General features: G+C 55.6%; 27 protein-coding genes and 2 pseudogenes. 25 read left to right on the top strand and 4 right to left on the bottom strand.

Features of this window, described 5'->3' with window-relative positions; all coding sequences use genetic code 11:
* Positions 1 to 5: 5 nt before the first annotated feature.
* From BMF08_RS17550 to BMF08_RS17465, 19 genes and pseudogenes are all read left to right on the top strand, one after another.
* The gene (locus BMF08_RS17550) at positions 6 to 674 is read left to right on the top strand and encodes an HK97 family phage prohead protease (protein WP_072568819.1); all 669 of its coding nucleotides are present in this window, start codon (positions 6 to 8) and stop codon (positions 672 to 674) included.
* An 11-nt stretch (positions 675 to 685) separates the two neighbouring features.
* Positions 686 to 1849: a phage major capsid protein gene (locus BMF08_RS17545; protein ID WP_072568818.1), complete on the top strand. Its 1164-nt coding sequence runs from the start codon at positions 686 to 688 to the stop codon at positions 1847 to 1849.
* Between the two features lie 36 nt (positions 1850 to 1885).
* Entirely contained in the window at positions 1886 to 2128 is a 243-nt protein-coding gene (locus BMF08_RS17540; RefSeq protein WP_072568817.1) for a hypothetical protein, read from the top strand.
* A complete protein-coding gene (locus BMF08_RS17535; protein WP_072568816.1) occupies positions 2097 to 2402 on the top strand; it encodes a head-tail connector protein in 306 nt (101 codons plus the stop codon). The genes BMF08_RS17540 and BMF08_RS17535 overlap by 32 nt, the downstream gene beginning before the upstream one ends.
* 60 nt (positions 2403 to 2462) lie before the next feature.
* A complete protein-coding gene (locus BMF08_RS17530) occupies positions 2463 to 2648 on the top strand; it encodes a hypothetical protein (RefSeq protein WP_072568815.1) in 186 nt (61 codons plus the stop codon).
* 2 nt (positions 2649 to 2650) lie between these two features.
* On the top strand, positions 2651 to 2983 hold the full coding sequence (locus BMF08_RS17525; protein ID WP_072568814.1) for a phage head closure protein: 333 nt from the start codon (positions 2651 to 2653) through the stop codon (positions 2981 to 2983).
* The gene (locus BMF08_RS17520; protein ID WP_072569465.1) at positions 2976 to 3461 is read left to right on the top strand and encodes an HK97-gp10 family putative phage morphogenesis protein; all 486 of its coding nucleotides are present in this window, start codon (positions 2976 to 2978) and stop codon (positions 3459 to 3461) included. Before BMF08_RS17525 ends, BMF08_RS17520 begins: the two co-directional genes overlap by 8 nt.
* On the top strand, positions 3458 to 3823 hold the full coding sequence (gene gp17 / locus BMF08_RS17515) for a tail completion protein gp17 (protein WP_072568813.1): 366 nt from the start codon (positions 3458 to 3460) through the stop codon (positions 3821 to 3823). Before BMF08_RS17520 ends, gp17 begins: the two co-directional genes overlap by 4 nt.
* A 49-nt stretch (positions 3824 to 3872) precedes the next feature.
* A complete protein-coding gene (locus BMF08_RS17510) occupies positions 3873 to 4364 on the top strand; it encodes a phage tail tube protein (RefSeq protein ID WP_072568812.1) in 492 nt (163 codons plus the stop codon).
* Between the two features lie 47 nt (positions 4365 to 4411).
* Positions 4412 to 4894 carry a phage tail assembly chaperone family protein, TAC gene (locus BMF08_RS17505; protein ID WP_072568811.1) on the top strand — a complete coding sequence of 161 codons (483 nt, stop codon included), beginning with the start codon at positions 4412 to 4414 and terminating at the stop codon, positions 4892 to 4894.
* 5 nt (positions 4895 to 4899) lie between these two features.
* Positions 4900 to 5055 (top strand): phage tail assembly protein T, encoded by a 156-nt coding sequence (locus tag BMF08_RS21380; protein ID WP_234007188.1) that lies wholly within the window; start codon positions 4900 to 4902, stop codon positions 5053 to 5055.
* Between the two features lie 77 nt (positions 5056 to 5132).
* A complete protein-coding gene (locus BMF08_RS17500; protein WP_072568809.1) occupies positions 5133 to 7547 on the top strand; it encodes a phage tail tape measure protein in 2415 nt (804 codons plus the stop codon).
* Complete coding sequence (locus tag BMF08_RS17495) at positions 7547 to 8017, top strand: hypothetical protein (protein ID WP_072568808.1); 471 nt, start codon at positions 7547 to 7549, stop codon at positions 8015 to 8017. The genes BMF08_RS17500 and BMF08_RS17495 overlap by 1 nt, the downstream gene beginning before the upstream one ends.
* Complete coding sequence (locus tag BMF08_RS17490) at positions 8014 to 8493, top strand: DUF1833 family protein (RefSeq protein WP_072568807.1); 480 nt, start codon at positions 8014 to 8016, stop codon at positions 8491 to 8493. The genes BMF08_RS17495 and BMF08_RS17490 overlap by 4 nt, the downstream gene beginning before the upstream one ends.
* A 7-nt stretch (positions 8494 to 8500) precedes the next feature.
* Positions 8501 to 8880 (top strand): annotated as a pseudogene (locus tag BMF08_RS17485) (nitrite transporter).
* Complete coding sequence (locus tag BMF08_RS17480) at positions 8877 to 11951, top strand: host specificity factor TipJ family phage tail protein (protein WP_072568805.1); 3075 nt, start codon at positions 8877 to 8879, stop codon at positions 11949 to 11951. The pseudogene BMF08_RS17485 and the gene BMF08_RS17480 overlap by 4 nt, the downstream one beginning before the upstream one ends.
* A gap of 56 nt (positions 11952 to 12007) precedes the next feature.
* Positions 12008 to 14017 (top strand): hypothetical protein, encoded by a 2010-nt coding sequence (locus BMF08_RS17475; protein WP_072568804.1) that lies wholly within the window; start codon positions 12008 to 12010, stop codon positions 14015 to 14017.
* 101 nt (positions 14018 to 14118) lie between these two features.
* Complete coding sequence (locus BMF08_RS17470) at positions 14119 to 14358, top strand: hypothetical protein (protein WP_072568803.1); 240 nt, start codon at positions 14119 to 14121, stop codon at positions 14356 to 14358.
* Positions 14358 to 14687 (top strand): hypothetical protein, encoded by a 330-nt coding sequence (locus BMF08_RS17465; RefSeq protein WP_072568802.1) that lies wholly within the window; start codon positions 14358 to 14360, stop codon positions 14685 to 14687. Before BMF08_RS17470 ends, BMF08_RS17465 begins: the two co-directional genes overlap by 1 nt.
* Before the next feature lie 162 nt (positions 14688 to 14849).
* Here the strand turns inward: BMF08_RS17465 and BMF08_RS21375 are convergent.
* Positions 14850 to 14948 (bottom strand): annotated as a pseudogene (locus BMF08_RS21375) (DUF72 domain-containing protein); the annotation flags it as partial.
* The gene (locus tag BMF08_RS17455; RefSeq protein ID WP_072568801.1) at positions 14945 to 15511 is read right to left on the bottom strand and encodes a hydrolase; all 567 of its coding nucleotides are present in this window, start codon (positions 15509 to 15511) and stop codon (positions 14945 to 14947) included. The pseudogene BMF08_RS21375 and the gene BMF08_RS17455, both read right to left, overlap by 4 nt.
* A gap of 266 nt (positions 15512 to 15777) precedes the next feature.
* Between BMF08_RS17455 and aspS the strand changes: the two genes are divergently transcribed.
* From aspS to ruvB, 6 genes are all read left to right on the top strand, one after another.
* Entirely contained in the window at positions 15778 to 17556 is a 1779-nt protein-coding gene (gene aspS / locus BMF08_RS17450) for an aspartate--tRNA ligase (RefSeq protein ID WP_072568800.1), read from the top strand.
* Between the two features lies 1 nt (position 17557).
* Positions 17558 to 18001 carry a dihydroneopterin triphosphate diphosphatase gene (nudB, locus tag BMF08_RS17445; RefSeq protein WP_072568799.1) on the top strand — a complete coding sequence of 148 codons (444 nt, stop codon included), beginning with the start codon at positions 17558 to 17560 and terminating at the stop codon, positions 17999 to 18001.
* A gap of 27 nt (positions 18002 to 18028) precedes the next feature.
* Complete coding sequence (locus BMF08_RS17440) at positions 18029 to 18772, top strand: YebC/PmpR family DNA-binding transcriptional regulator (RefSeq protein ID WP_072568798.1); 744 nt, start codon at positions 18029 to 18031, stop codon at positions 18770 to 18772.
* Between the two features lie 34 nt (positions 18773 to 18806).
* Positions 18807 to 19328: a crossover junction endodeoxyribonuclease RuvC gene (ruvC, locus tag BMF08_RS17435; protein WP_072568797.1), complete on the top strand. Its 522-nt coding sequence runs from the start codon at positions 18807 to 18809 to the stop codon at positions 19326 to 19328.
* Positions 19329 to 19409: 81 nt separating this feature from the next.
* Positions 19410 to 20021: a Holliday junction branch migration protein RuvA gene (ruvA, locus tag BMF08_RS17430; protein ID WP_072568796.1), complete on the top strand. Its 612-nt coding sequence runs from the start codon at positions 19410 to 19412 to the stop codon at positions 20019 to 20021.
* Between the two features lie 11 nt (positions 20022 to 20032).
* Entirely contained in the window at positions 20033 to 21043 is a 1011-nt protein-coding gene (ruvB, locus tag BMF08_RS17425; protein ID WP_072568795.1) for a Holliday junction branch migration DNA helicase RuvB, read from the top strand.
* A 45-nt stretch (positions 21044 to 21088) separates the two neighbouring features.
* Here ruvB and znuB read toward each other — a convergent pair whose 3' ends face one another.
* Both znuB and znuC read right to left on the bottom strand, forming a co-directional pair.
* Positions 21089 to 21874, bottom strand: a complete 786-nt coding sequence (gene znuB, locus BMF08_RS17420) for a zinc ABC transporter permease subunit ZnuB (protein ID WP_072568794.1) — start codon at positions 21872 to 21874, stop codon at positions 21089 to 21091.
* On the bottom strand, positions 21871 to 22626 hold the full coding sequence (gene znuC / locus BMF08_RS17415) for a zinc ABC transporter ATP-binding protein ZnuC (RefSeq protein ID WP_072568793.1): 756 nt from the start codon (positions 22624 to 22626) through the stop codon (positions 21871 to 21873). The genes znuB and znuC overlap by 4 nt, the downstream gene beginning before the upstream one ends.
* Between the last annotated feature and the right edge of the window lie 55 nt (positions 22627 to 22681).

The following is a 22681-nucleotide window of genomic DNA, read 5'->3' as shown; positions in this document are numbered from 1 at the left end:
CTACGATGCCTGAGATTCAAAAAACGCTGGCGTTCGACCAGACAGAAATCAAGTTTACCGGCGACGGCAGTAAGGGGACCTTTGAGGGGTACGCCTCGGTTTTCAATAACACCGACGCCGATGGCGACATTATTTTGCCCGGCGCTTTTGCGGGTGTGATCGCCAGCCAGAGTCGTAAAGTGGCCATGTTTTTCAACCACCAGACCCGCGCCATCCCTGTCGGCAAATGGGATGCGATGCATGAAGATGAGAAAGGGCTGTATGTCCGCGGACAGCTTACGCCTGGACTCAGCATTTCAGAAGATCTTAAAGCCGCCATGCAGCACGGCACTGTTGAGGGCATGTCAGTAGGGTTTTCTGTCGGTCCTGACGATTACAGCGTCGGGAGCACCGGCCTTATTTTTAAAAACATCTCCTATCTGCGGGAAATCAGCGTCTGCACGTTCCCGGCTAATGAGCTGGCAGGCGTGACCGCCATGAAGTGTATCGACGGTATCAAAACCATTCGTGACGCGGAGGCCTGGCTGAGGGATTCAGTCGGCCTGACGCGCGCTGAGGCGCAGGCATTTATTGCCCGCGTGAAGTCCGCAGGCCGGAGCGAGTCCGGTAGCGGCGACATTGACGCGCTGGCACAGCGCATAACTTCCTTTGCCGCTAATCTGCGGAATGCTTAACGGAGCAACACATGTCTGAATTATCTGTACTGGAAAAAGCGATCGAGAATTCACAGAAAGAAGTGAAGCAACTGATCGACGAACAACGTAAGTCCATTAATGAAAATGGCGAAATTAACAAACAACTCCAGGCCGACCTGACCAAAGCGCAGGATGAACTGAAAACCACCGGTACGCGCCTGTTCGATCTTGAGCAGAAGCTCGCTGGTAACGTCCCCGACCAGACCGCGAAGAAATCTTTTGCAGAGCGTGTGTCCGAAGACCTGATGAAGGGCTGGGACGGTTCGCGCACCAAAGCGAAGGTAACCAGCTTCGACAAGGCGATCGGCTCGGGTGCTAACTCCGCCGGTGCGCTGGTTCTGCCGCAGCAGCAGCCGGGCATTCTCATGCCAGGCCTGCGCCGTCTGACCGTGCGTGATCTTCTGGCGCAGGGGCGTATCACCAGTAACGCACTGGAATATGTTCGCGAGAACGTGTTTACCAACGCTGCGGCGCCGGTGGCGGAAGGCACCCTCAAGCCGGAAAGTAACATCACCTTCACCAAAGAAATGGCGAACGTGAAGACCATCGCCCACTGGATCCAGGCATCGCGTCAGATTATGGACGATGCGCCGGCTCTGGAGTCTTATATCAACTCCCGCATGATGTATGGCCTGGCACTGGTGGAAGAAAACCAGATGCTGAACGGTGATGGTACCGGCGACAACCTGCAGGGTCTGAACGTGGTTGCCAACGAGTATGAAACCGCGCTGAATGCTTCAGGTGATACGGGGGCTGACGTGCTGGCGCATGCTATCTACCAGGTATCACTCAGCGAATTTGAAGCCGACGGTATCGTTCTTAACCCGGCAGACTGGCATCGCATTGCGCTGCTGAAGGACGCGAACGGCAATTACATCCTTGGCGGCCCTCAGGCATTTGCCTCGAAGTTGCTCTGGGGGCTGCCGGTCGTGTCCACCACAGCGCAGGCGGCCGGTACGTTTACCGTCGGCGCATTTGGCCTTGCCTCTCAGGTCTGGGACCGCATGGATGCCACTATCGAAATCAGCAACCAGGATCGCGATAACTTCGTGAAAAACATGCTGACCATCCTGTGCGAAGAGCGCCTGGCGCTGGCGCACTATCGTCCTGCCGCCATCGTTACCGGTGATATTGCTGTCGGTACCGGCGCATAACAAAAGGGCGCGGTCAGCAATGGCCGCGTAAACGCTATGAAAATTAAAGCTCTCCGTATGTTCTCGCATTATCACCTCGGAACGGTGTCACAGGGTGAAACCCGCGTGGTGAAGAAAGAAATCGGCGAAGCACTGGTGAAATTGCACCTGGCCGAAGAGGTTGAAACCGAAAAGGTGGGAGCTTCCGATCCTGTGCAGTCTGAAAAAGCCAAAACCGGGGGTAAAGGTGGAAATAAGCGCGGAGCAGATGGCGCAGATAAAGACGCATCTGAAAGTTGACAGTGGCGCCGAAGACGATCTGATTGCTGCCTATGCCTCGGCAGCTGTTGATTACGTTGAGCACTTCTGCGACGGTGCGCTGGTGGAATCGCTGACACCTCCCCACGAAGAAAAGGAGCCTCCCCGTGAGGTTCTTTTTACTTCGGGTATCTGGGCGGCAATGCTTTTGCTGATTGGTCACTGGTACGCAAACCGCGAGGCAGCGGCGCAGAACCTGGCGGAAACGCCGCTGGGCGTCGAAGCGCTGCTGTTACGCCACCGGCGGTGGCACTGATGGCCTGCGCCGGATGTAAACGCCGCCGGGAGTGGCTGAAAAAATGGAGGGACATTGCCTATGAACGAGCAACAGGTAAACGGCCTGCTGGCAGCGATGGCAGCGCAGACCGCCGCAATGACGCGGCTGGCGGAGTCAAACGAAGCCCTGGCGGCGATGATTTACCAGTCAATGGTGGGGGAGATTGAAACGACCACGATCGACTCCCCGGTACACACTTACCTCAGCGGTAAACCCAGGGGGTAAGCATGCAGGCCGGAAAGCTAAACAGGCGCGTCATGCTCCAGAAGCCGGTGAAAACCCAAAGCCCTGCCACAGGCGCCGTCACTAATGGCTGGGCTGACGTCGCAGAGTTGTGGGCCAGTGTTGTTGATTTATCTGCCCGCGATTTTGTGGCCGCGCGAGCCGCGCAAAGTGAAGTGACTACCCGGATCACCATTCGCTGGCGGGATGATATCACGGATAAACATCGCATTGTTCACCGGGGCCGCATCTACAACATTCATGGCGTGCTGGAAGACGATAAAAGCGGCCGGGAATACCTGACGCTGCCGTGTTCGCGGGGAGTTAATGATGGCTGACGGTATTGATTTCAGTATCACAGGGCTGGAGTCGCTGCTGGGTAAGCTTGATGCCGTCAGTGACGATCTGCGGCGTAAAGGTGGCCGGGCGGCGCTCCGGCGCGCCGGTAATGTGATTGTCGAAAAAGCTAAAGAAAACGCCAGCCGTATTGATGATCCGGAAACCGGGCGCAGCATTGCCGCAAACGTCACGCAGCGCTGGAATGGTCGCCTGTTCAGGCGCACCGGTGACCTGGGATTTCGGATCGGCGTGCTTCATGGCGCTGTGCTGAAAAATCATCCTGACCTGAGCGAGAACGCCCCGACCCCGCACTGGCGACTCATTGAATTCGGTACCGAGAAGATGCGCGCTCAGCCATTTTTGCGTCCGGCAGCTGAGAACAACCTTAACGAGGTGACAAACACTTTTGCCACTGAATACGAAAAGGTGCTCGACCGGGCCATTAAGCGCGCACAGAAGAAAGGAGTTCCGCCATGATCGCTCCGATTTTCGCCGTTTGCGCTGGCAGCCCGCGCGTAAGAGCATTGCTGGGGTCTGACCCGTTGCGCGTTTACCCCTTCGGTATGCAGGACGATGCAGTCGTTTATCCGTATGCGGTCTGGCAGAATGTCACCGGAGCGCCGGAGAACTACCTGGCGCAGCGACCTGACGCTGATGCATTCACGCTTCAGGTGGATGCCTATGCCGACACGGTGGATGAGGTCATTGCCGTCGCCGCTGCACTGCGCGATGCCATAGAGCCGCACGCGCACATCACGCGCTGGGGAGGGCAGGAGAAAGACCCCGAAACAAAACGCTATCGCTATTCCTTCGACGTTGACTGGATAGTGAAGCGATAACCCTCAATACACCGGCCCCGAGCCGGTTTTTTTATATCCGGAGATAACTATGTCTGTAGTGACTCAGGGCACACAGCTCTATGTTCTGGCGGACGGCGCAGTCAGCGAAGTTGAGTGCATCACCGCGTTTAGCCCTGGCGGCAACCCCGCCGACCAGATTGAAGATACCTGCCTCAGTGAGCGAAGCACGCGAACTTATAAAAAAGGTCTGCGTACCCCCGGCGCGGCCACGGTGACGCTTAACGCGGATCCGGCGAATCTCAGCCATCTGATGCTGCACCGCATGGCAGAGTCCGACAATCAGGACGATCTTACTTGGGCAGTGGGCTGGGCTGATGGTGAGTCAGCGCCTACAGTCGGATCAGGAGCTGGTAGCGTAGATGGCCTCCAACTTCCGGAAGACCGCACCTGGTTTGTGTTCAAAGGCAAGGTGACCGATTTCCCGTTCGATTTTGCGGCTAACACGGTTGTGGCCACGTCGGCATCGGTTCAGCGTTCTGGCCCGGCGGTATGGGTGCCGAAAGTCCAAGCTGGCAGTTAAGCAACGCGGGGCGTATGCCCCGTATAACTTTTGGAGCAGGAAAAATCATGCAACTGACGCTCGATAATCTGAAAAAAGCCGGGGCGTTCACCGGCCGCCCGATTGAAAAAGAGATCACCTGGAAACAGGGAGAAGAGGAGCTGACCGCAACGGTGTTCATTCGGCCTGCCGGTTACCATGCTGCTACCCAGGGCATTCAGGCCAGCGCAGGCAAAATAGATGGCGTAGCCGGTTATATCGCGGCGGCGGTTTGTGATGAAGCCGGCAACCCGATTTTTACGCCCAAAGATATCACCGGCGAAGCTGATCCGGAGCGCGGCGCGCTTGATGGGGCGCTTACGGTGGCGCTGCTGGTCGCTATTCAGGAGGTGAACGAGCTGGGAAAGATGAACTCACCGCCGAAGATGAGGTTTGGTGCGAGCTCGTCCTCAACGGCATCGGCGGAAGAACGATCGCCGAAGCTCAAGAACGACTCAGCCTCAGAGAGTTCCAGCTCTGGCTCCGGTACCGCAGCCAGTATGGAGGACTGAACCCGATGATGCGGACAGAGTGGGGCGCGGCGCTGATCGCCTCCGTGCTGGCGAACGTCAACAAAGGTAAGGACACCCCGTCGTTCCGCATCAGTGATTTCGCGCCTCATATTGACGAGCCGCCCGTGTCGCTGGAAGACGCGATGAAAAACTGGAATTAGTCAGCAGGCGGTAATAATCACCGAATAAACCCTGAATGTAAAAATATCCGCTTTGGCGGTTTTTTTATGGAGATAATATGGCCGGTAAATCCCTCGGAACCCTGACGATTGACCTGATCGCCAAGGTGGGTGGTTTTGTTGCTGGCATGGATAAAGCAGAACGCTCGTCTGAGAAGTGGCGGAAAAAAGTCCAGTCAGATGTAAAGGCTGCGGGCTCTGCCATTGCCACCATAGGTACAGCCGCAGCGGGCGCGGCAGTTGCTGTATCCTCGGCAGGAATAGCTTTACTGAAGTCCACCTCTGAACAAATCACTGAAACGGACAGGTGGGCAAAGTCTCTGCAAGTATCTACGCAGGAACTGATGGCCTGGCAGTTTGCCGCTGAAAAGGCTGGAGTGTCAGGTGACCAGATAGCCGACATTTTTAAAGATATCGGCGATAAAATCGGTGATGCTGTACTTAATAAGTCGGGTGAAGCGGTCGACGCGCTTAATGCCTTGGGCCTTTCCGCGGAAAAACTATCTAAGGTTAGCCCTGATAAACAATTGATAGCTATTGGTGACGCGCTAGGGAAAATAAATACCAACGCCGAAAAGACCAATATTCTTGAAAGCCTCGGTAATGATCTATCAAAGCTATTACCGCTATTTGATAATAATAACCAAAAATTAAACGAGTTTATTCAACTGGCGAAAGACTACGGTGTTGCACCAGATCCGAAATCTATAGATGACCTTTTAAAAGTGAATCAGATATTTCAGGATCTGGAAGCACAGGCCAGTGGTCTGAAGATGGAGATTGCTGCAGGGCTCGCTAAAGTTGATCTTTCACCACTTCAGGAAGGGCTGGATGATCTTAAAAAGACTTTCACCGACCCAGCAGTTTTGCAGGGATTATCGGAGCTGGTTGGTGGTGTAGCATCTCTTGTCGGATGGCTCGGTAACGCAGCTTCGGAGTTGGGTCGCCTTGTAGAGAACTTTCAGGGCGGACAAAGAGTTGCGGCCAACGCTTCAAGCGTAGAAATTCAAAGGCGGATTAAAAATCTTGAAGCTGACCTGAGCGATAAAGGTTTTCTGGCTGGAATAAACCGTATTGGTATGGATACCGATGCCAAGCAAAAAGAATTAAAGGAACTGCGCGAAAAACTTGCCAGTTTAGATAAATTCCAGACTTCTTTACCAATATTCCCGGCAGTTACGAGCAGCTCCGCTACTACGGGATATAAGCTTGGAAAAGGAGAAGTTAACGGTAAGCCCACGGCAGATGCAGGAGCCAACAAACTTGAGAACGCCTTTAAGGCGACCGAGCAGGCATACCAGCGCCAGATAGCGCTGATCGACACCACAGGTAAAAAGGTGGTCGAGGTAACTGAGCTTCAACGGCTTCAGTTTGATATTGCTGACGGAAAGCTGGCCGGACTCAACGAGACGCAGAAAACCCGCCTGTCGCAGCTAGCTACCGAAATTGACCGCCTGAACGCTGTTCGCCGGGCGAATGAAGAAAACCTCAAACTGGCTGAGTTCACCGCCGGGCTGCATGCATCCAACCAGAACGAGAAAGCCTCGCTTGATATCGATGTTGCTGGTGGGTGGCTGGGCGCGCAGGAGCGCGAGCGTATGCATGATCGCCTTCAGATTCAGGCCGATTTCCTCTCTCGTCAGGCTGATCTCCAGAAACAGTATCAATCTGGCGATATCACCAAAACGCTGTATGACAGCGAGACGCAGGCTCTGAACGACGCGATGGCCGAACGCCTGCAGATTCAGGAGGACTATTACCAGCAGGTTGACGATCTCCGCAATAACGGTAACGCTGGTTTTGTCTCGGGGCTTGCCACGCAAATAGAAGCCTCTATGGACCTGTACTCCAATATGCAGCAGGTTGGCGCGCAGGCATTCAGCAGCCTGACCGATATGATTATCGAATGGGCTGAAACAGGGAAGATGAACGTTAAGGACTTCGCCGCCACCTTTATTCAGTCGATGGGCGCGGCGCTGCTTCAGTATGCAGCTGCTCAGGTAGCCATGGCTGCACTTCAGGCATTTACCAGCATGATTGGTGTGCCGTATGTGGGGCCAGCCCTTGCGGGGTCAGCAGCCACAGCTGCCGCTGCCGGAGCGGGTGTGTTGATGCTGGGCGTCAGCTCAGCCCTCAAGGGCCAGGCTCATGACGGTATCGACTCGGTACCGGAAACCGGCACCTGGTTGCTGCAAAAAGGTGAACGCGTTACCACCGCCAAAACCAGCGCGAAACTGGATGCCACGCTGGAGCGTGTAGGAAAACAGTCTACCGGTAGTCAGGCACCAAACATCACCATTCCTCTCGAGGTTCACGGTGATCCAGATCAGCGCACTCTGGCTCTGATTGAGGGTGCAGTGAAGCGCGGCGCGACGCTGGGCTACCAGATGACGGCTAACGATCTGGCTGGCGGTTCAGGGCAGGCATCAAAAGCCCTTAACAACGGCTGGGCGGTTGGGAGGAAAAAGCGCTGATGGCCATTACAACCAATATTAACTATCCACATGATGCACTACCCGTACCTCTTCAGGAGGGATACGGCTTTCAGCCTGTCAGCCCGATAGTCAGAACGCAGATGACCAGCGGACGTGCACGGCAGCGCCGCCGCTACATCTCGACACCGACAGTGGCCAGCATATCATGGTTATTGACAGACCAGCAGGCGCAGGCATTCGAGGCATGGTTTCGCGACGTGCTGACGGACGGCGCGGACTGGTTCAACATGAACCTGCGCACGCCCGGAGGCGAAGCCCCAAAGGTTTGCCGGTTCACCGACATTTACGAGGGGCCAAGTCTGGAAGGCGGGAATTTCTGGCGTTACTCGGCACAGCTTGAGCTTTATGAACGTCCGTTACTGGCTCCAGGCTGGGGTGTATTCCCGGGCTTTATTACCGGCGCTGACATTATCGATCTCGCTGTTAACAGGGAGTGGCCAAACGCATGACGGTACTGAACCGGCTTTATGCATCAAGCGGTGACGAAGTGTTGATCGAGACCCTACAGATCAACATCGGCAATGACGTTTATTACCTCACCCGTGGCTGGGACGACATCGAGGTGACAACTGAGAATGGCGAGCTACTAACCTTTCAGGGCTGTGGCATTGATATTGCGCTGCCAGCCCGCAACAATGACGGTACGCAGGATCTTAAATTTGCCATCAGTAATATTACCGGTGAGGTATCCAGCACGATCCGTAAAGCCCTGGAGAATATTCAGGGCGCAACGCTGACCTACCGCCTGTACATCTCAACCAGCCTGAACGCACCCGCAGCGCGCCCGTACACATTGTCCATTAAAACCGGGTCATGGACTTCAACCGAAGTGCAGATCACCGCGGGCTATATGAATGTGCTGGATATGGCGTGGCCACGCTACCGCTACACGCTGCCTTCTTTTCCGGGCCTTCGCTACCTCTGAGGTTTCAATGTTTAATATCGACAAATACCGCTCTGTCACCTGGCAGATGGGCGGGCGCGTCTGGCCGGTACTTGACTGCTACGGCGTTGTGCATGAGGTACGCCGGGATCTCGGGCTTCCGGAATGGCCTGCATTTGAGGGCGTGATCCGCGAAGGGGATACGATGGCACGGGCGTGCGTGGCGTTCTCGGCCAACGTCCGACGCGTGGAAGCGAAAGAAGGGGCAGTGGCTGCGTGTTATTCCGGGGGGTTATCGATCACCTGGGCGTGGTGGTCAATATCGAAGGAACGCTGCATGTTCTCGAATCAAACCCACACCGTAACGTGACTATCCTGCCGCTGGCCCGCTTTGAGAGGCTTTATTCATCCGTGGAGTATTACGAGTGACCATACGCATTTATCCGTCCCGGCTGCCGGGTGAACCGCTGGAGACGCACGAACACGACTCCCTTACACTCCATCAGTGGTTTGCAGAAAACGTTACCGGTTACCAGAATGACCGGCAGCAGCCCGTTGCGGCCGAAGTCAACGGCGCCCCCATCCCGCCTGAGGAATGGCCGCTCTGCCATCTTCGGCCTGACAGCGATGTGCGAATCTACCCTATCCCGTACGGACCAGCTGCGCCCGCCTGGCTGGTATGGACGGCTGTTGCGGTAGCGGTAGCATCAGCAGCGTATTCCATCTACATGATGACCACCATGGATAAGGGAGGGCTCAGTGGGCAGGGGCAGGGCGACCAGATATCGCTTGATCCGGCAAAAGCTAACGCCGCCCGCTTGGGCGATCCCATTCGTGAGGTGTTTGGTCTCTACCGCGTCTATCCGGATTATGTTGTGCAGCCTGTCAGCCGGTTCGTCAACGAACGTGACATGGTAACCAGCATGTTTGTGTGCTGGGGCGTCGGCAGTGGAGATATCAAAAAAGAGGATCTGCGCATCGGGGCAACGCCTGTCAGCAGCTTTGGCGATGATGTCTCTTACACCGTATACCCGCCGGGCGCAGATGTTTCTGCCGATCCCCGCTCTGAGAACTGGTACAACTCCACGGAAGTGGGTGGTACATCCGCTGGTGGCTCTGGTCTGGATCTCGGTACCAGCGGCCCGGCCGCCGTCACCGTTGACGCTGATGCTGTACTCGTATCCGGCAATACGGTGACGCTGATTGGCTCTGTGTCATCCGGGGACAGTGACACGGAGATCCCGTCCGGCTGGGTGGAGGGCACGCTGATTAACATTGATGCTCCGGACACGTACAGGGTAACCAGTACCGCCGGGTATAGCGAGATCGCCGGATCGGTGGATGAACTCGCCCCTTTGGTGGGTATGCCGCTGACTCTTGAAATCAACAATGACCAGTTTGATCTGGTTGTCGCAGAGTATTCCCCGGCGGTTGCGGCTGTTCCCGGCGTGGGTGGCAGTAGCGCTACTGTCACCGCCAGCGCCGCGCCCCAGACCTACGACTTCAGCGGTAGCCAGCAGACGTTCAGTATTACTTGGAAAAACCGCGCCTTGCCTGTGTCGCTGACCGCAAACTACGTGACTATGTCCGGCCTGGTGTCAGCGATTACCAGTCAGCTGAACGGATCCGGGCTAGTTGCCAACGATAAATCTGGGCGCATTATTATAAGCGAGGAGTCTAGCCCGTTCGCTGGTGGGTCCATAACCTTCAGCTCATTGCCGGTGGTCTTATTCGGCAGCGCTCCTGTATCCGTCGCGGGCCTGGCATCCAGCGGTGGTACCGCTGCCCGGCTGGCGAGTCTGCGCTTGTCTTACCCGTCGGGTGCGCCGTTCGCCGGTCTGCCTGCCGGTCAGCAGCGATTTAGCCTGACCCCCTCCGGGTATCAGTACCAGATAACGGCCATTAATGCGCTGACGATCACCGTAGCGCGCGTAACGGTTACCAAAGACCTGGCCGGGAACACGGCAACAACAGTGGATCCGCGCTGGACAGGTTTTACCGCACGTACATTACTGGATGCGTCGGTTACCGGCGTTAACGATAACTATGACTGGCTGGGGCCTTTCCTGTGCTGTCCTGACGGCGAGACCACCGACCGTATGGAGATAAACCTGAATTTCCAGAACGGACTGGTGCGCTACAACAGCAAAGGAAAGCGGAGATCCGCCAGAGTTGGGATAATCATTCAGTACCGTGCCGCCGGTAGCACCAGTGACTGGCAGCAGGTCGCGCTGGGGTATGAGCGCCAGACTGAAGACCAGATAGGGTTCACTGAGGTGATCGACGTTACACCCGGACAGTATGAAGTACGCATGCGCCGTACCGAGCCGCCGGCGGGCAGCAGCACGCGCGATCAGGTTTACTGGCAGGCACTTCGCTCGCGGTTGCCGCGTCGTCCTGCGCGCTATGAGGGCGTGACCATTATCGGGCTAACCGTCAGGACGGGCTCCCGCCTGGCCGCGCAGTCCGATCGCCGCGTCAGCGTGACGTCGCCGCGTATCTATGACAATGGTTACCCGGCGCGCAGCATCAGCGGTGCACTGTGGCATATTCTTGAATCAATTGGTATGGAAGCTGACGCCGCGGCGATCGCCGCGCTCGAGTCGGCATACTGGACGCCGCGGGGGGAAACGTTCGACTACATGGCCAGTGAGTCCGGCAAATCAGCACTCGATATCCTGCAGACGATCTGCAACGCCGGCATGAGCTATTTCCTGCTTTCCGACGGACTGGCCAGCGTGGGACGTGAAGGGGTTAAAAACTGGGTTGGCGTCATCAGCCCGCAGGAAACCACCGAGGAGCTCCAGACGTCGTTCACAGCACCGACAGAGGATGACTTCGACGCAGTGGACGTCACTTTCGTCAGCAGCCTGACCTGGGCAGAGGAAACCATACATTGCAGGCAGGGCAGCGGCACGCCGCGTAAGGTCGAGGACTACAAGCTTTACGGGGTTACAGACCCGGATCGGGCCTGGCGGATCGGGATGCGACGTCTGATGAAGCATCTGTATCAGCGGCTGGCGCACTCCACTTCCACGGAGCTGGACGCGCTTTGCTACCAGTATGGCGATCGCTTGGTGCTGACCGATGACATCCCGGGGAGTGACACCATCAGCTGCCTGGTCACGGATATGATCCACGACGGCGCACTGGTAACCATGAAAGTCAGTGAGCCGCTGGACTGGTCATTTGAAAACCCCCGTTGCTTGCTGCGCCTGCAGGACGGTAGCGCAACGCCGCTGCTGGTACCAGAACGCGTAGATGCATACACACTGACGGTTCCGGAGAGCGATGCACTGCGCCTCAGCGAGTGGGAGATGAACAGCCCGTACATCGAGCCGCTGCGCCTGATTTTCTGCTCATCCAGAAGGGTTGGGTATGACGCCACGGTTACAAGTGTCGATCCGTCTTCAGACGGAACCTGCCAGCTCAACGCCGCGCAGTATTCGCCACTCTATTACCAGTACGACAACGCCAACTATCCCGGCAATGTTGCTTAAGTAAATCCACTTCTCATGAACCTGCTCCGGCGGGTTTTTTCGTTACTGAGGCCCATATGACGACTTATAACACCGGCAATCCGCTGGGGTCCGCTGCTGCTAAAGATTTATACGATAACGCCGAGAATCTCGATCATTTAACCAACGATATGGCGAACGAGACATGGCCAGACCGTCTTGGGAGGCCTCGCAAAACATGGTATGGTATTGAGAAAAATGCTAATCAGGCAATTCTGAATTATGGCTATATCACGAAGGATTCTTTTGAAGATGGCAGCACCCTTAGCACTGCTAACGAGTGCCTGCGCTGGAAGAGCAACGGGGAATACTACCGGTGGGACGGCAACTTCCCCAAAGTAGTACCCCCTGGCTCAACGCCAGATAGCACAGGGGGAGTGCAAAAAGGCGCATGGGTTGGAGTTGGCGATGCCTCTTTGCGAGCTGATCTGAAAAAGGAAGAGGGCGCTGGGCTTGTCGGCTATCAGCCGGGTATGGATTATCCTTACGGCTCGGTTGGCGCATATCTCAACGCATCTTATGCAATGTTGCCTACGGTCAATATTGCTAACTATTCCTCACTTAAAGAAGCGATAGCAGCTATTCCTTCGGGGGGGACGGTATACGTCCCGGCAGCAAGATATGAGTCAGGGAAATGGAACGTTAATGCAGACAGCATGAACGTTGATAATATCCGTATACTTGGTGAAAGAGCGCCAACCTGGAACTCTACACTTACTCGACTTATCGGCGGATCGGTTATTGCTGGTCGCTTCATCGCCTGGGCGAATAACCTGACAGTGGAAAACATCGGCTTTGACAATGGCCGAGATTACATCAATTCAAAATATCCCGGCGCTGACACAACCACTGCTTCACATCCTGAAGGCAATACATGGGATGCATTTGTTTATGGCGCTCCATCTACTGGATTGGAACAAAAAAATGGACTTGTGCTGCGTAACATCATTGGATTGATGTATAACAGCCAGGCGCTAGGTCACGCGGTACTTACCGAAGGTTATAGCCATGGTCGGTTAGACAACGTCACCGGCATCGGTGGCTCACATGGCGTAATCATTAAAGCATCTGACGTAGTGGCTACGGGTATTTTTGCATACTGCCAAAGTGAAAACGGACTAATTATCAAAGCAGATGGATCATCAAACTGCGGTAACGTTTTCGTTCACGACTTCACTTACGCCTATAAACCGAGAAACACTAGCCCATGGTTTGAACCAGCATACGCTAAACATGGCGTGGATATTGACCCAAATGCCAGGACTTTCAACGGTCCTGTTTATATTGGTAGTGTACATACAAGCGGGGCAGTATGGGGAGTGCACGGTGCCGGATTAATGCCATTAGCTGATGTGCATATTGTTAATATTGTTGCAGATGGTCTTGCTGATAACAATGCTATCGTTGGTGAGTATGCTTTCATTATTGACGGAAATAATAGTTCATCACGCATCAGAATCGATCATGTCAGAGCCTCAAACTGTAAGCGTGGAATTTACCTAAATCAGCCTACTGAAAATCCCTCAGCTCAGCTCTCTATTGGCCGGTGCGAGGGTGTAAACATCACCAATGCAATGATTACAGCTTTGGCATTTGCACGTATCTTCATCGATCAGGTGGAAGGGACCACGGTTGGAAGCCTTTATTTCATGACCACCTATGCAAAAATTTATGTTGGTAGCGAGCGTTACAGCATCATTACTAAATCTAAATTTCAAATGGACGGAGGCAGCACCGGCCCGTCTCTTACCTTAGGATGGAATTCGGCATCATCTGAGAATGAGCAGTATGAATTTTCCCTGAAAAACTATCGTGCATCAGTGCGTGGATTTATGCAGGTAGGTTCCGGCGCGACAGCAAATATAGTATCGCTGCCAGCTGCGTTGCAGCCTGTCTCTCCCGGCGGTCGCTATACTGCATTGATGCTTGGTTCGACAGGCTTTGTAAATTCTCATATCTCAGTAACAGATCACATCCGCGTTCAGGATGGGACGCTTCCAGCAGGAACTCAGTTCGTATCGCTGTCCGGACTTGAGTGGGATTACTGACCTACAAACACAGCCCTCCATGTGAGGGCTTTCTTTTTGGTATTGACCAAATCTCCCCTTTGAAATACTGTTTATATATACAGTATAAATGGAGGGAGACTATGGCACGCAGATCAGACATTAGCGGCGCGTTCGTTGCGGCAATACACAAAAACCCCAAGGGCTATCAATGCTTGCGGACGGCGGATTTCGTGCGTGAACTGCGCAATCGCAACTGGCATTACACTCTGGCTGATGCCAATAAGTGGATAGAGCGATACCAGACAGGATTCGTGGACAAGACACCAGATACCAGCGAAAACCGGCTGTGGATGCTACGCAGTATGGGGTACGTTCAATAATGGGCTTCCCGTCTCCAGCGGCTGATTACATTGAAACAACGATGTGCGCTGACATCATATGCAATTTAACGGCTAACAGCCTGGTCATTGAGACATCAACCGGCGCGGCTGTGGTCGACAGGGGGTTAATAGCGCGGCAAGGCGACGTGCTGTTCGCCAGCCTGGATGGTCGTACCTATTTCGGGAAGTTTATGGGGAAGGCGTTCATCACGCATGATGGTGATCCGATAGAGGGAGAGTGCCTGAATGAGTTGCAGGTGATCGGCGTCGTCACCCATTTCGTCGTCGATACGCAGAACGGGGTGGATGACGAATGCCCGGTAATCTAATGGGGCATGTATGGGGCAAACTAAAATGTTCTGGGGCACGTATGGGGCATTTGTGCTCATATGAACTTTAGCGAATTTCATATGAGCTATGTTTATAACGTTATGAATACACAAAGAATACACATGCTCTTGGGCGTTCTTTAGTGATTTTTAAATTCCCCGCTCCACGCAGTTGAAGTGTCGGGCGTAGTCTTCAAGTCCCTGAATACCAAGCCGCGCCCATTTCGGGTGCGACCATTGCGGCAGCCCGATGTAGATCATAAGGCTGCCAGCACCTCTTCGGTGCTGCGTACGCGGCCGATGCGCGGGAAGATGTTGGTCATGCTGCCGAGATGCTGCTCGCTGCTGGCGGCGCTACAGGCGTCTTCCACCACCACAAGCTTAAAGCCCATTTCCCAGGCGTTACGGGCGGTGGACTCGACGCCGATATTGGTGGAGATCCCGCAGAGAATAATGGTGTCGATGCCACGGCGACGCAGCTGCATTTCCAGATCGGTGCCGTAAAACGCGCCCCACTGACGTTTGGTTACTTCCAGATCGCTCTCTTTTTTACCCAGCGCAAGAGGGTAATCCCACCAGTTGTCCGGCAGCGAGTGGGCCGGGATCGCGGCATCTACGGGCTGTTTCAGCGCTTCGGCAAAATCCGCAGACCAGCCGACGCGCACCATCACCACCGGCGCGCCTTTAAGGCGACATTGTTCCGCCAGCCGCGCGGCGCGGGCCACCACATCCCCGGCGCTGTGCGGGCCACCGGCAAAGGGCAGGATCCCCTCCTGCAAATCGATAACGACCAGTGCGGTGGTGGCGGCGTTCAGTTCCAGCATAATAACTCCCGTTTATTGAATGACATCGCGTTTACCTTACCTGTATAAAAGGGTAGCGCGGCTGACAAATATTGTTAATTTTTGTGAGATTACGCAATAAGCGCGCAGCAATCGCGCGTCCGCACGGCGTGGCACTTATCGTCCGCCAGAATTTCCAGTATAATAACCCCCTTTTTTCATCCAGTTGTGACATTAGGCTAACGCTGCGACAACGTGGCCTGCACGGCAGGCGACAATCGGCCTGCGGCAAAGTTAAGGGATATCTCATGCGTACAGAATATTGCGGACAGCTTCGACTGTCCCACGAGGGGCAGCAGGTGACTCTGTGTGGTTGGGTCAACCGTCGCCGTGATCTCGGCAGCCTGATCTTTATCGATATGCGCGACCGCGAAGGTATCGTGCAGGTGTTTTTCGATCCGGATCGCGCGGACGCATTAAAGCTGGCCTCCGAACTGCGTAATGAGTTCTGCATTAAAGTCACCGGCACCGTACGCCGCCGTGACGAGAAAAACATCAACAGCGACATGGCGACCGGCGAAATCGAAGTGCTGGCCACCGATCTGGAGATCATCAACCGTTCAGAATCGCTGCCGCTGGACTCCAATCACGTCAACACCGAAGAAGCGCGTCTGAAATTCCGTTACCTGGATCTGCGTCGCCCGGAAATGGCGACCCGCCTGAAAACGCGCGCCAAAATCACCAGCTTCGTGCGCCGCTTTATGGACGATCACGGCTTCCTCGACATCGAAACCCCGATGCTGACCAAAGCTACGCCGGAAGGCGCGCGCGACTATTTAGTGCCTTCACGTGTGCACAAAGGTAAATTCTACGCGCTGCCGCAGTCGCCGCAGCTTTTCAAACAGCTGCTGATGATGTCCGGTTTTGACCGCTACTATCAGATCGTTAAATGCTTCCGCGACGAAGATTTACGTGCTGACCGTCAGCCAGAATTTACCCAGATCGACGTGGAAACCTCTTTCATGACTGCGCCGCAGGTGCGTGAAGTGATGGAAGCGCTGATCCGCCAGCTGTGGCTGGACATTAAAGGCGTGGATCTCGGCGAGTTCCCGCAGATGACCTTCGCGGAAGCCGAGCGTCGTTACGGTTCCGATAAACCGGATCTGCGTAACCCGATGGAGCTGGTGGACGTCGCCGATCTGCTGAAAGACGTGGAGTTTGCGGTCTTCGCAGGCCCGGCGAACGACCCCAAAGGCCGCGTGGCGGCCCTGCGTGTGCCAGGTGGCGCGGCGTTAAGCCGTAAACAGATCGACGACTACGGCAACTTCATTAAGATCTACGGCGCGAAAGGCCTGGCCTATATTAAAGTGACCGAGCGCGCGAAAGGTCTGGAAGGCATCACCAGCCCGGTGGCGAAATTCCTTAACGCTGAGATTGTGGAAGCGATCCTTGCCCGCACTGACGCGCAGGATGGCGATATGATTTTCTTCGGCGCCGACAACAAGAAAGTGGTTGCCGATGCGCTGGGCGCGCTGCGTCTGAAGCTGGGTAAAGATCTGAACCTGACCGACGAGTCCAAATGGGCGCCGCTGTGGGTTATCGACTTCCCGATGTTCGAAGACGACGGCGAAGGCGGCCTGACCGCGATGCACCACCCGTTCACCGCGCCGAGCAACATGACGCCGGAAGAGCTGAAAGCAGCGCCGGAAACGGCTATCGCCAACGCCTACGACATGGTGATCAACGGTTACGAAGTGGGCGGCGGTTCCGTGCGTATTCACCGCACTGAAATGCAGCAGACCGTGTTCGGCATTCTCGGCATCACCGAACAGGAACAGCGCGAGAAATTCGGCTTCCTGCTGGACGCCCTGAAATACGGTACGCCGCCGCATGCGGGCCTCGCTTTTGGTCTGGATCGCCTGACCATGCTGCTTACCGGCACCGACAACATTCGTGATGTGATCGCGTTCCCGAAAACCACCGCAGCCGCCTGTCTGATGACGGAAGCGCCAAGTTTTGCTAACGACGCGTCCCTGACCGAACTGGGTATTCAGGTGATCAAAAAAGAGTCCCCGGAGAATAAATAATATGCAATATAAGCGTCCCGTTTCCGTGCTGGTGGTGATTTATGCGCAGGACACGAAACGGGTGCTGATGTTGCAGCGACGCGACGATCCTGATTTCTGGCAGTCGGTAACCGGCAGCCTGGAGGAGGGGGAAACCGCGTCGCAGGCCGCCCTGCGTGAAGTAAAGGAAGAGGTCGTTATCGACGTTGTGCAAGAGCAACTGACCTTAGTCGACTGTCAGCGCACGGTGGAGTTTGAGATCTTTACTCATTTGCGTCATCGCTACGCGCCGGGTATTGAGCGCAATACGGAATCCTGGTTCTGTCTTGCGCTGCCCCATGAGCGGCAGATTGTGTTTACGGAACATCTGACCTACCGCTGGCTGGATGCGCCCGCTGCGGCTGCATTAACCAAATCATGGAGCAACCGGCAGGCGATTGAAGAATTTGTAATTAACGCCGCCTGAAAGGGCGAGGCTTTTGGAGATATTTTTATGGCAGGTCATAGTAAATGGGCCAACACCAAACACCGCAAAGCGGCACAGGATGCCAAACGCGGTAAGATCTTTACCAAAATTATCCGTGAGCTGGTCACGGCTGCCCGTCTGGGCGGCGCTGACGTCGGCTCTAACCCGCGCCTGCGTGCGGCAGTGGATAAAGCGCTGTCTAACAACATGACACGCGACACCTTAAACCGTGCCATCGCGCGCGGTGTGGGCGGTGACGACGATGCGCAGATGGAAACCATCATTTATGAAGGTTACGGTCCTGGCGGCACGGCGGTAATGGTTGAATGCCTCTCTGATAACCGCAACCGTACGGTGGCGGAAGTGCGTCACGCGTTTAACAAATGCGGCGGCAACCTTGGCACTGACGGCTCTGTGGCCTATCTGTTCAGCAAAAAAGGCGTCATCTCTTTTGAAAAGGGCGATGAAGACACCATCATGGAAGCAGCGCTGGAAGCCGGTGCGGAAGACGTGATGACCTACGATGACGGCGCCATCGACGTTTATACCGCCTGGGAAGAGATGGGTGCGGTGAAAGATGCGCTGGAAGCGGCGGGCCTGAAAGCCGACGCGGCAGAAGTCTCCATGATCCCGTCCACCAAAGCCGATATGGATGCCGAAACCGCGCCGAAACTGCTGCGCCTGATCGACATGCTGGAAGACTGCGATGACGTGCAGGAAGTTTACCATAACGGCGAGATCTCTGATGAGGTTGCGGCTACGTTAGAATGACGTGCCAGGCAGGCCTTAACGACGGAGGCGCGTGATGTCGATTATTCTCGGTATTGACCCCGGCTCACGCATCACCGGTTATGGCGTTATCCGTCAGGTTGGCAGACAGTTGACCTACCTCGGCAGCGGCTGTATTCGCACCAAAGTCGATGATTTACCGTCCCGCCTGAAGCTCATTTACGCGGGCGTGACGGAAATCATCACCCAGTTCCGGCCGGATTATTTCGCCATTGAACAGGTGTTTATGGCGAAAAACGCCGACTCGGCGCTGAAGCTGGGGCAGGCGCGTGGCGTGGCGATTGTCGCCGCCGTCAACCAGGATCTTCCTGTGTTTGAATATGCCGCACGGCAGGTTAAACAGACGGTGGTGGGTACCGGCAGCGCGGAGAAAAGCCAGGTGCAGCACATGGTACGCACGCTGCTGAAACTGCCCGCCAATCCGCAGGCCGATGCCGCCGATGCGCTGGCCATCGCCATTACGCACTGTCATGTCAGTCAGAATGCGGTGCAAATCAGCGACAGCCGGCTCAATCTGGCGCGCGGGCGGTTGCGATAATTGCAAATCAGGCTGGATATTTATCCAGCCTTTTTTATATGATAGCCCCCAATAACTTTGCCATTAACGCAGGAGCGCGATGTGATAGGCAGACTCAGAGGCATTATTCTCGAAAAACAACCCCCGCTGGTACTGCTTGAGACGGGTGGCGTAGGCTATGAAGTGCATATGCCAATGACCTGTTTTTATGAACTGCCCGATGCCGGGCAGGAAGCCATCGTCTTTACGCAGTTTGTGGTACGCGAAGACGCGCAGCTGCTGTACGGTTTTAACAATAAGCAGGAGCGCACGCTGTTTCGCGAGCTGATCAAAACCAACGGCGTCGGGCCGAAGCTGGCGCTGGCTATTCTCTCCGGTATGTCCGCTCAACAGTTCGTAAATGCCGTGGAGCGCGAAGATCCCGTGGCGCTGACCAAATTACCAGGTATCGGTAAGAAAACGGCAGAACGCTTGATTGTCGAAATGAAAGACCGCTTCAAAGGCCTGCATGGCGATCTCTTCACCCCCGCCAGCGATCTGGTGCTGGCATCGCCGGCCGGTCCTGCGGAAGATGATGCCGAGCAGGAAGCAGTTGCTGCGCTGGTGGCGCTGGGATATAAACCTCAGGAAGCCAGCCGCATGGTGAGTAAAATTGCTCAGCCGGGTGCGAGCAGTGAAAATCTTATCCGTGAAGCGCTCCGCGCTGCAATGTGAGGTAGTAAAGGATGATTGAAGCAGACCGTCTCGTGTCGGCCGTAAACCTGACGCCAGAAGAAGCGGTGGATCGGGCGATCCGCCCTAAACTGCTCGACGAATACATCGGTCAGCCGCAGGTACGCTCGCAGATGGAGATTTTTATTCAGGCGGCGAAGCTGCGCGGCGATGCGCTGGATCATCTGCTGATTTTCGGCCCGCCAGGGCTTGGGAAAACCACGCTGGCGAATATTGTCGCCAACGAAATGGGCGTTAACCTGCGCACCACATCCGGCCCGGTACTGGAAAAGGCCGGCGATCTGGCCGCCATGCTGACCAACCTTGAACCTCATGATGTGCTCTTTATCGATGAGATCCACCGTTTATCGCCGGTAGTGGAAGAAGTGCTCTATCCGGCGATGGAAGATTACCAGCTGGATATTATGATCGGCGAAGGCCCGGCGGCCCGCTCGATTAAAATCGATTTGCCGCCCTTTACGTTGATCGGTGCAACCACTCGCGCCGGTTCCCTGACGTCGCCGCTGCGCGACCGTTTCGGTATTGTGCAGCGCCTTGAGTTTTACCAGGTGGCCGATCTCCAGCATATCGTCGGGCGCAGCGCGCGCTTTATGGGGCTGGAGCTGAGCGAAGAGGGTGCCTGGGAAGTGGCTAAACGCTCCCGCGGCACGCCGCGTATCGCCAACCGCCTGTTGCGCCGCGTGCGTGACTTTGCGGAAGTCAAACACGACGGCACCATTTCGCTGGAAATCGCGGCACAGGCGCTGGATATGCTTAATGTGGATGCGGAAGGCTTTGACTATATGGACCGCAAGCTGCTGCTGGCGGTGATCGATAAATTCTTTGGCGGCCCCGTTGGGCTGGATAACCTCGCCGCGGCCATTGGCGAAGAGCGGGAAACTATTGAGGACGTGCTGGAGCCATTTCTCATCCAGCAGGGCTTTTTACAGCGCACCCCGCGCGGCCGTATGGCGACGATCAGGGCCTGGGATCACTTCGGCATCACGCCGCCCGCCATGCCGTAACCGCGCTTTTGCCCTCTCCGGTGCGGAGAGGGCAGGCGGCCTGCATTACGCTGCCTGTTTCTTCAGCATACTCAGAATAAACAGCGCTGCGGCGCACAGCACCACCGACGGACCGGCAGGGGTGTCGTAAAAAGCAGAGAAGGTTAAACCGCCGGTCACCGCGACAACGCCAATACCCACGGCCACGCCCGCCATCTGTTCCGGCGTACGGGCGAAGCGCCGCGCCGTCGCGGCAGGAATGATCAGCAGCGACGTGATAATCAGCGCGCCGACAAATTTCATCGCCACCCCAATCGTCAGGGCGGTCACCAGCATCAGCAGTAATTTCACCCGTTGCAGTTTTACGCCGTCCACAAAGGCCAGATCCGGGCTGATGGTCATGGCAAGCAGATTGCGCCACTGGCTGAGCAGAATGCCGATCACCACCGTCACGCCGATGGCGATAGACAGCAAATCTTCCGGCGTCACCGCCAGCAGATCGCCAAACAGGTAGGCCATCAGGTCGACGCGGATGTTTGACATCAGGCTGACTACCACCAGACCCAGCGACAGCGCACTGTGCGCCATAATGCCCAGCAGGGTATCAATGGCAAGGTGAGGACGTTTTTCCAGCCACACCAGACCGGCTGCAAGCAACAGCGTAACGGCGATCACCGCATAGAACGGATTGACGTCCAGCATCAGGCCAAAGGCCACGCCAAGCAGTGAGGCATGCGCCAGCGTATCGCCAAAATAAGACATCCGACGCCAGACAACAAAAGAACCAAGCGGACCGGCGGCACAGGCCAGCATAATTCCGGCCAGCCAGCCGGGGAGTAATAATTCGATCATGAGTGTCCATTTCCCCGACGCAGTACAATGCGTCCCTGCAAATCGTGACGATGATTATGGTTATGGCGATAGATACCGAGCTGTTCAGCGCCGCGCGGGCCAAACATTGAAATAAATTCCGGATGCATGGAAACCACTTCCGGCGTGCCGGAACAGCAGATGTGATGATTCAGGCACAGTACTTCATCGGTTTTCGCCATCACGAGATGCAGATCGTGGGACACCATCAGCACGGCGCAATCCAGTTCGCGGCGTAACTGGTCTATCAGATCATAAAGCGCCACCTGACCGTTAACGTCCACGCCCTGGGTGGGTTCATCCAGCACCAGCAGCTGCGGGCGGTTAAGCAGCGCGCGCGCCAGCAGCACCCGCTGGGTTTCCCCGCCGGAGAGTTTCTGCATCGGCGCGTCAATGAGATGCCCCGCCTGCACGCGTTTAAGCGCAGGCAAAATGTCCGCTTTACGGGTTGCCGGACGCAGACGCAAAAAACGGCTGACGGTTAACGGCAGCGTGGCGTCGAGATGCAATTTCTGCGGCACATAGCCAATGCGCAGCTGCTTATCGCGCTTGATCACGCCCGCATCCGCTGCTACCAGGCCCAATACCACCCGCACGAGCGTCGATTTCCCGGCGCCGTTTGGCCCCAGTAAGGTTAAAATTTTCCCCGGTTTCAGTTCCAGCGAAATGTCAGACAAGACGCGGCGTTGACCGAAAGAGACAGAGACTTTTTCAAGTGAAACTAAATTAGTCATAGCGTTTAAAGACTTGCACAAGTGACAGAATGTTATAATATCACATTCCACCAAT

Origin of the sequence: Enterobacter sp. SA187, assembly GCF_001888805.2 — a bacterium.
GTDB lineage: Bacteria > Pseudomonadota > Gammaproteobacteria > Enterobacterales > Enterobacteriaceae > Enterobacter_D.
This window is presented reverse-complemented; position numbering and strand designations above follow the sequence as displayed.

Coding starts and splice junctions, on each gene's coding strand:
- BMF08_RS17550 (WP_072568819.1), top strand. CDS start 6: ATGCCTGAGATTCAAAAAACGCTGGCGTTCGACCAGACAGAAATCAAG.
- BMF08_RS17545 (WP_072568818.1), top strand. CDS start 686: ATGTCTGAATTATCTGTACTGGAAAAAGCGATCGAGAATTCACAGAAA.
- BMF08_RS17540 (WP_072568817.1), top strand. CDS start 1,886: ATGAAAATTAAAGCTCTCCGTATGTTCTCGCATTATCACCTCGGAACG.
- BMF08_RS17535 (WP_072568816.1), top strand. CDS start 2,097: ATGGCGCAGATAAAGACGCATCTGAAAGTTGACAGTGGCGCCGAAGAC.
- BMF08_RS17530 (WP_072568815.1), top strand. CDS start 2,463: ATGAACGAGCAACAGGTAAACGGCCTGCTGGCAGCGATGGCAGCGCAG.
- BMF08_RS17525 (WP_072568814.1), top strand. CDS start 2,651: ATGCAGGCCGGAAAGCTAAACAGGCGCGTCATGCTCCAGAAGCCGGTG.
- BMF08_RS17520 (WP_072569465.1), top strand. CDS start 2,976: ATGGCTGACGGTATTGATTTCAGTATCACAGGGCTGGAGTCGCTGCTG.
- gp17 (WP_072568813.1), top strand. CDS start 3,458: ATGATCGCTCCGATTTTCGCCGTTTGCGCTGGCAGCCCGCGCGTAAGA.
- BMF08_RS17510 (WP_072568812.1), top strand. CDS start 3,873: ATGTCTGTAGTGACTCAGGGCACACAGCTCTATGTTCTGGCGGACGGC.
- BMF08_RS17505 (WP_072568811.1), top strand. CDS start 4,412: ATGCAACTGACGCTCGATAATCTGAAAAAAGCCGGGGCGTTCACCGGC.
- BMF08_RS21380 (WP_234007188.1), top strand. CDS start 4,900: ATGATGCGGACAGAGTGGGGCGCGGCGCTGATCGCCTCCGTGCTGGCG.
- BMF08_RS17500 (WP_072568809.1), top strand. CDS start 5,133: ATGGCCGGTAAATCCCTCGGAACCCTGACGATTGACCTGATCGCCAAG.
- BMF08_RS17495 (WP_072568808.1), top strand. CDS start 7,547: ATGGCCATTACAACCAATATTAACTATCCACATGATGCACTACCCGTA.
- BMF08_RS17490 (WP_072568807.1), top strand. CDS start 8,014: ATGACGGTACTGAACCGGCTTTATGCATCAAGCGGTGACGAAGTGTTG.
- BMF08_RS17475 (WP_072568804.1), top strand. CDS start 12,008: ATGACGACTTATAACACCGGCAATCCGCTGGGGTCCGCTGCTGCTAAA.
- BMF08_RS17470 (WP_072568803.1), top strand. CDS start 14,119: ATGGCACGCAGATCAGACATTAGCGGCGCGTTCGTTGCGGCAATACAC.
- BMF08_RS17465 (WP_072568802.1), top strand. CDS start 14,358: ATGGGCTTCCCGTCTCCAGCGGCTGATTACATTGAAACAACGATGTGC.
- BMF08_RS17455 (WP_072568801.1), bottom strand. CDS start 15,511: ATGCTGGAACTGAACGCCGCCACCACCGCACTGGTCGTTATCGATTTG.
- aspS (WP_072568800.1), top strand. CDS start 15,778: ATGCGTACAGAATATTGCGGACAGCTTCGACTGTCCCACGAGGGGCAG.
- nudB (WP_072568799.1), top strand. CDS start 17,558: ATGCAATATAAGCGTCCCGTTTCCGTGCTGGTGGTGATTTATGCGCAG.
- BMF08_RS17440 (WP_072568798.1), top strand. CDS start 18,029: ATGGCAGGTCATAGTAAATGGGCCAACACCAAACACCGCAAAGCGGCA.
- ruvC (WP_072568797.1), top strand. CDS start 18,807: ATGTCGATTATTCTCGGTATTGACCCCGGCTCACGCATCACCGGTTAT.
- ruvB (WP_072568795.1), top strand. CDS start 20,033: ATGATTGAAGCAGACCGTCTCGTGTCGGCCGTAAACCTGACGCCAGAA.
- znuB (WP_072568794.1), bottom strand. CDS start 21,874: ATGATCGAATTATTACTCCCCGGCTGGCTGGCCGGAATTATGCTGGCC.
- znuC (WP_072568793.1), bottom strand. CDS start 22,626: ATGACTAATTTAGTTTCACTTGAAAAAGTCTCTGTCTCTTTCGGTCAA.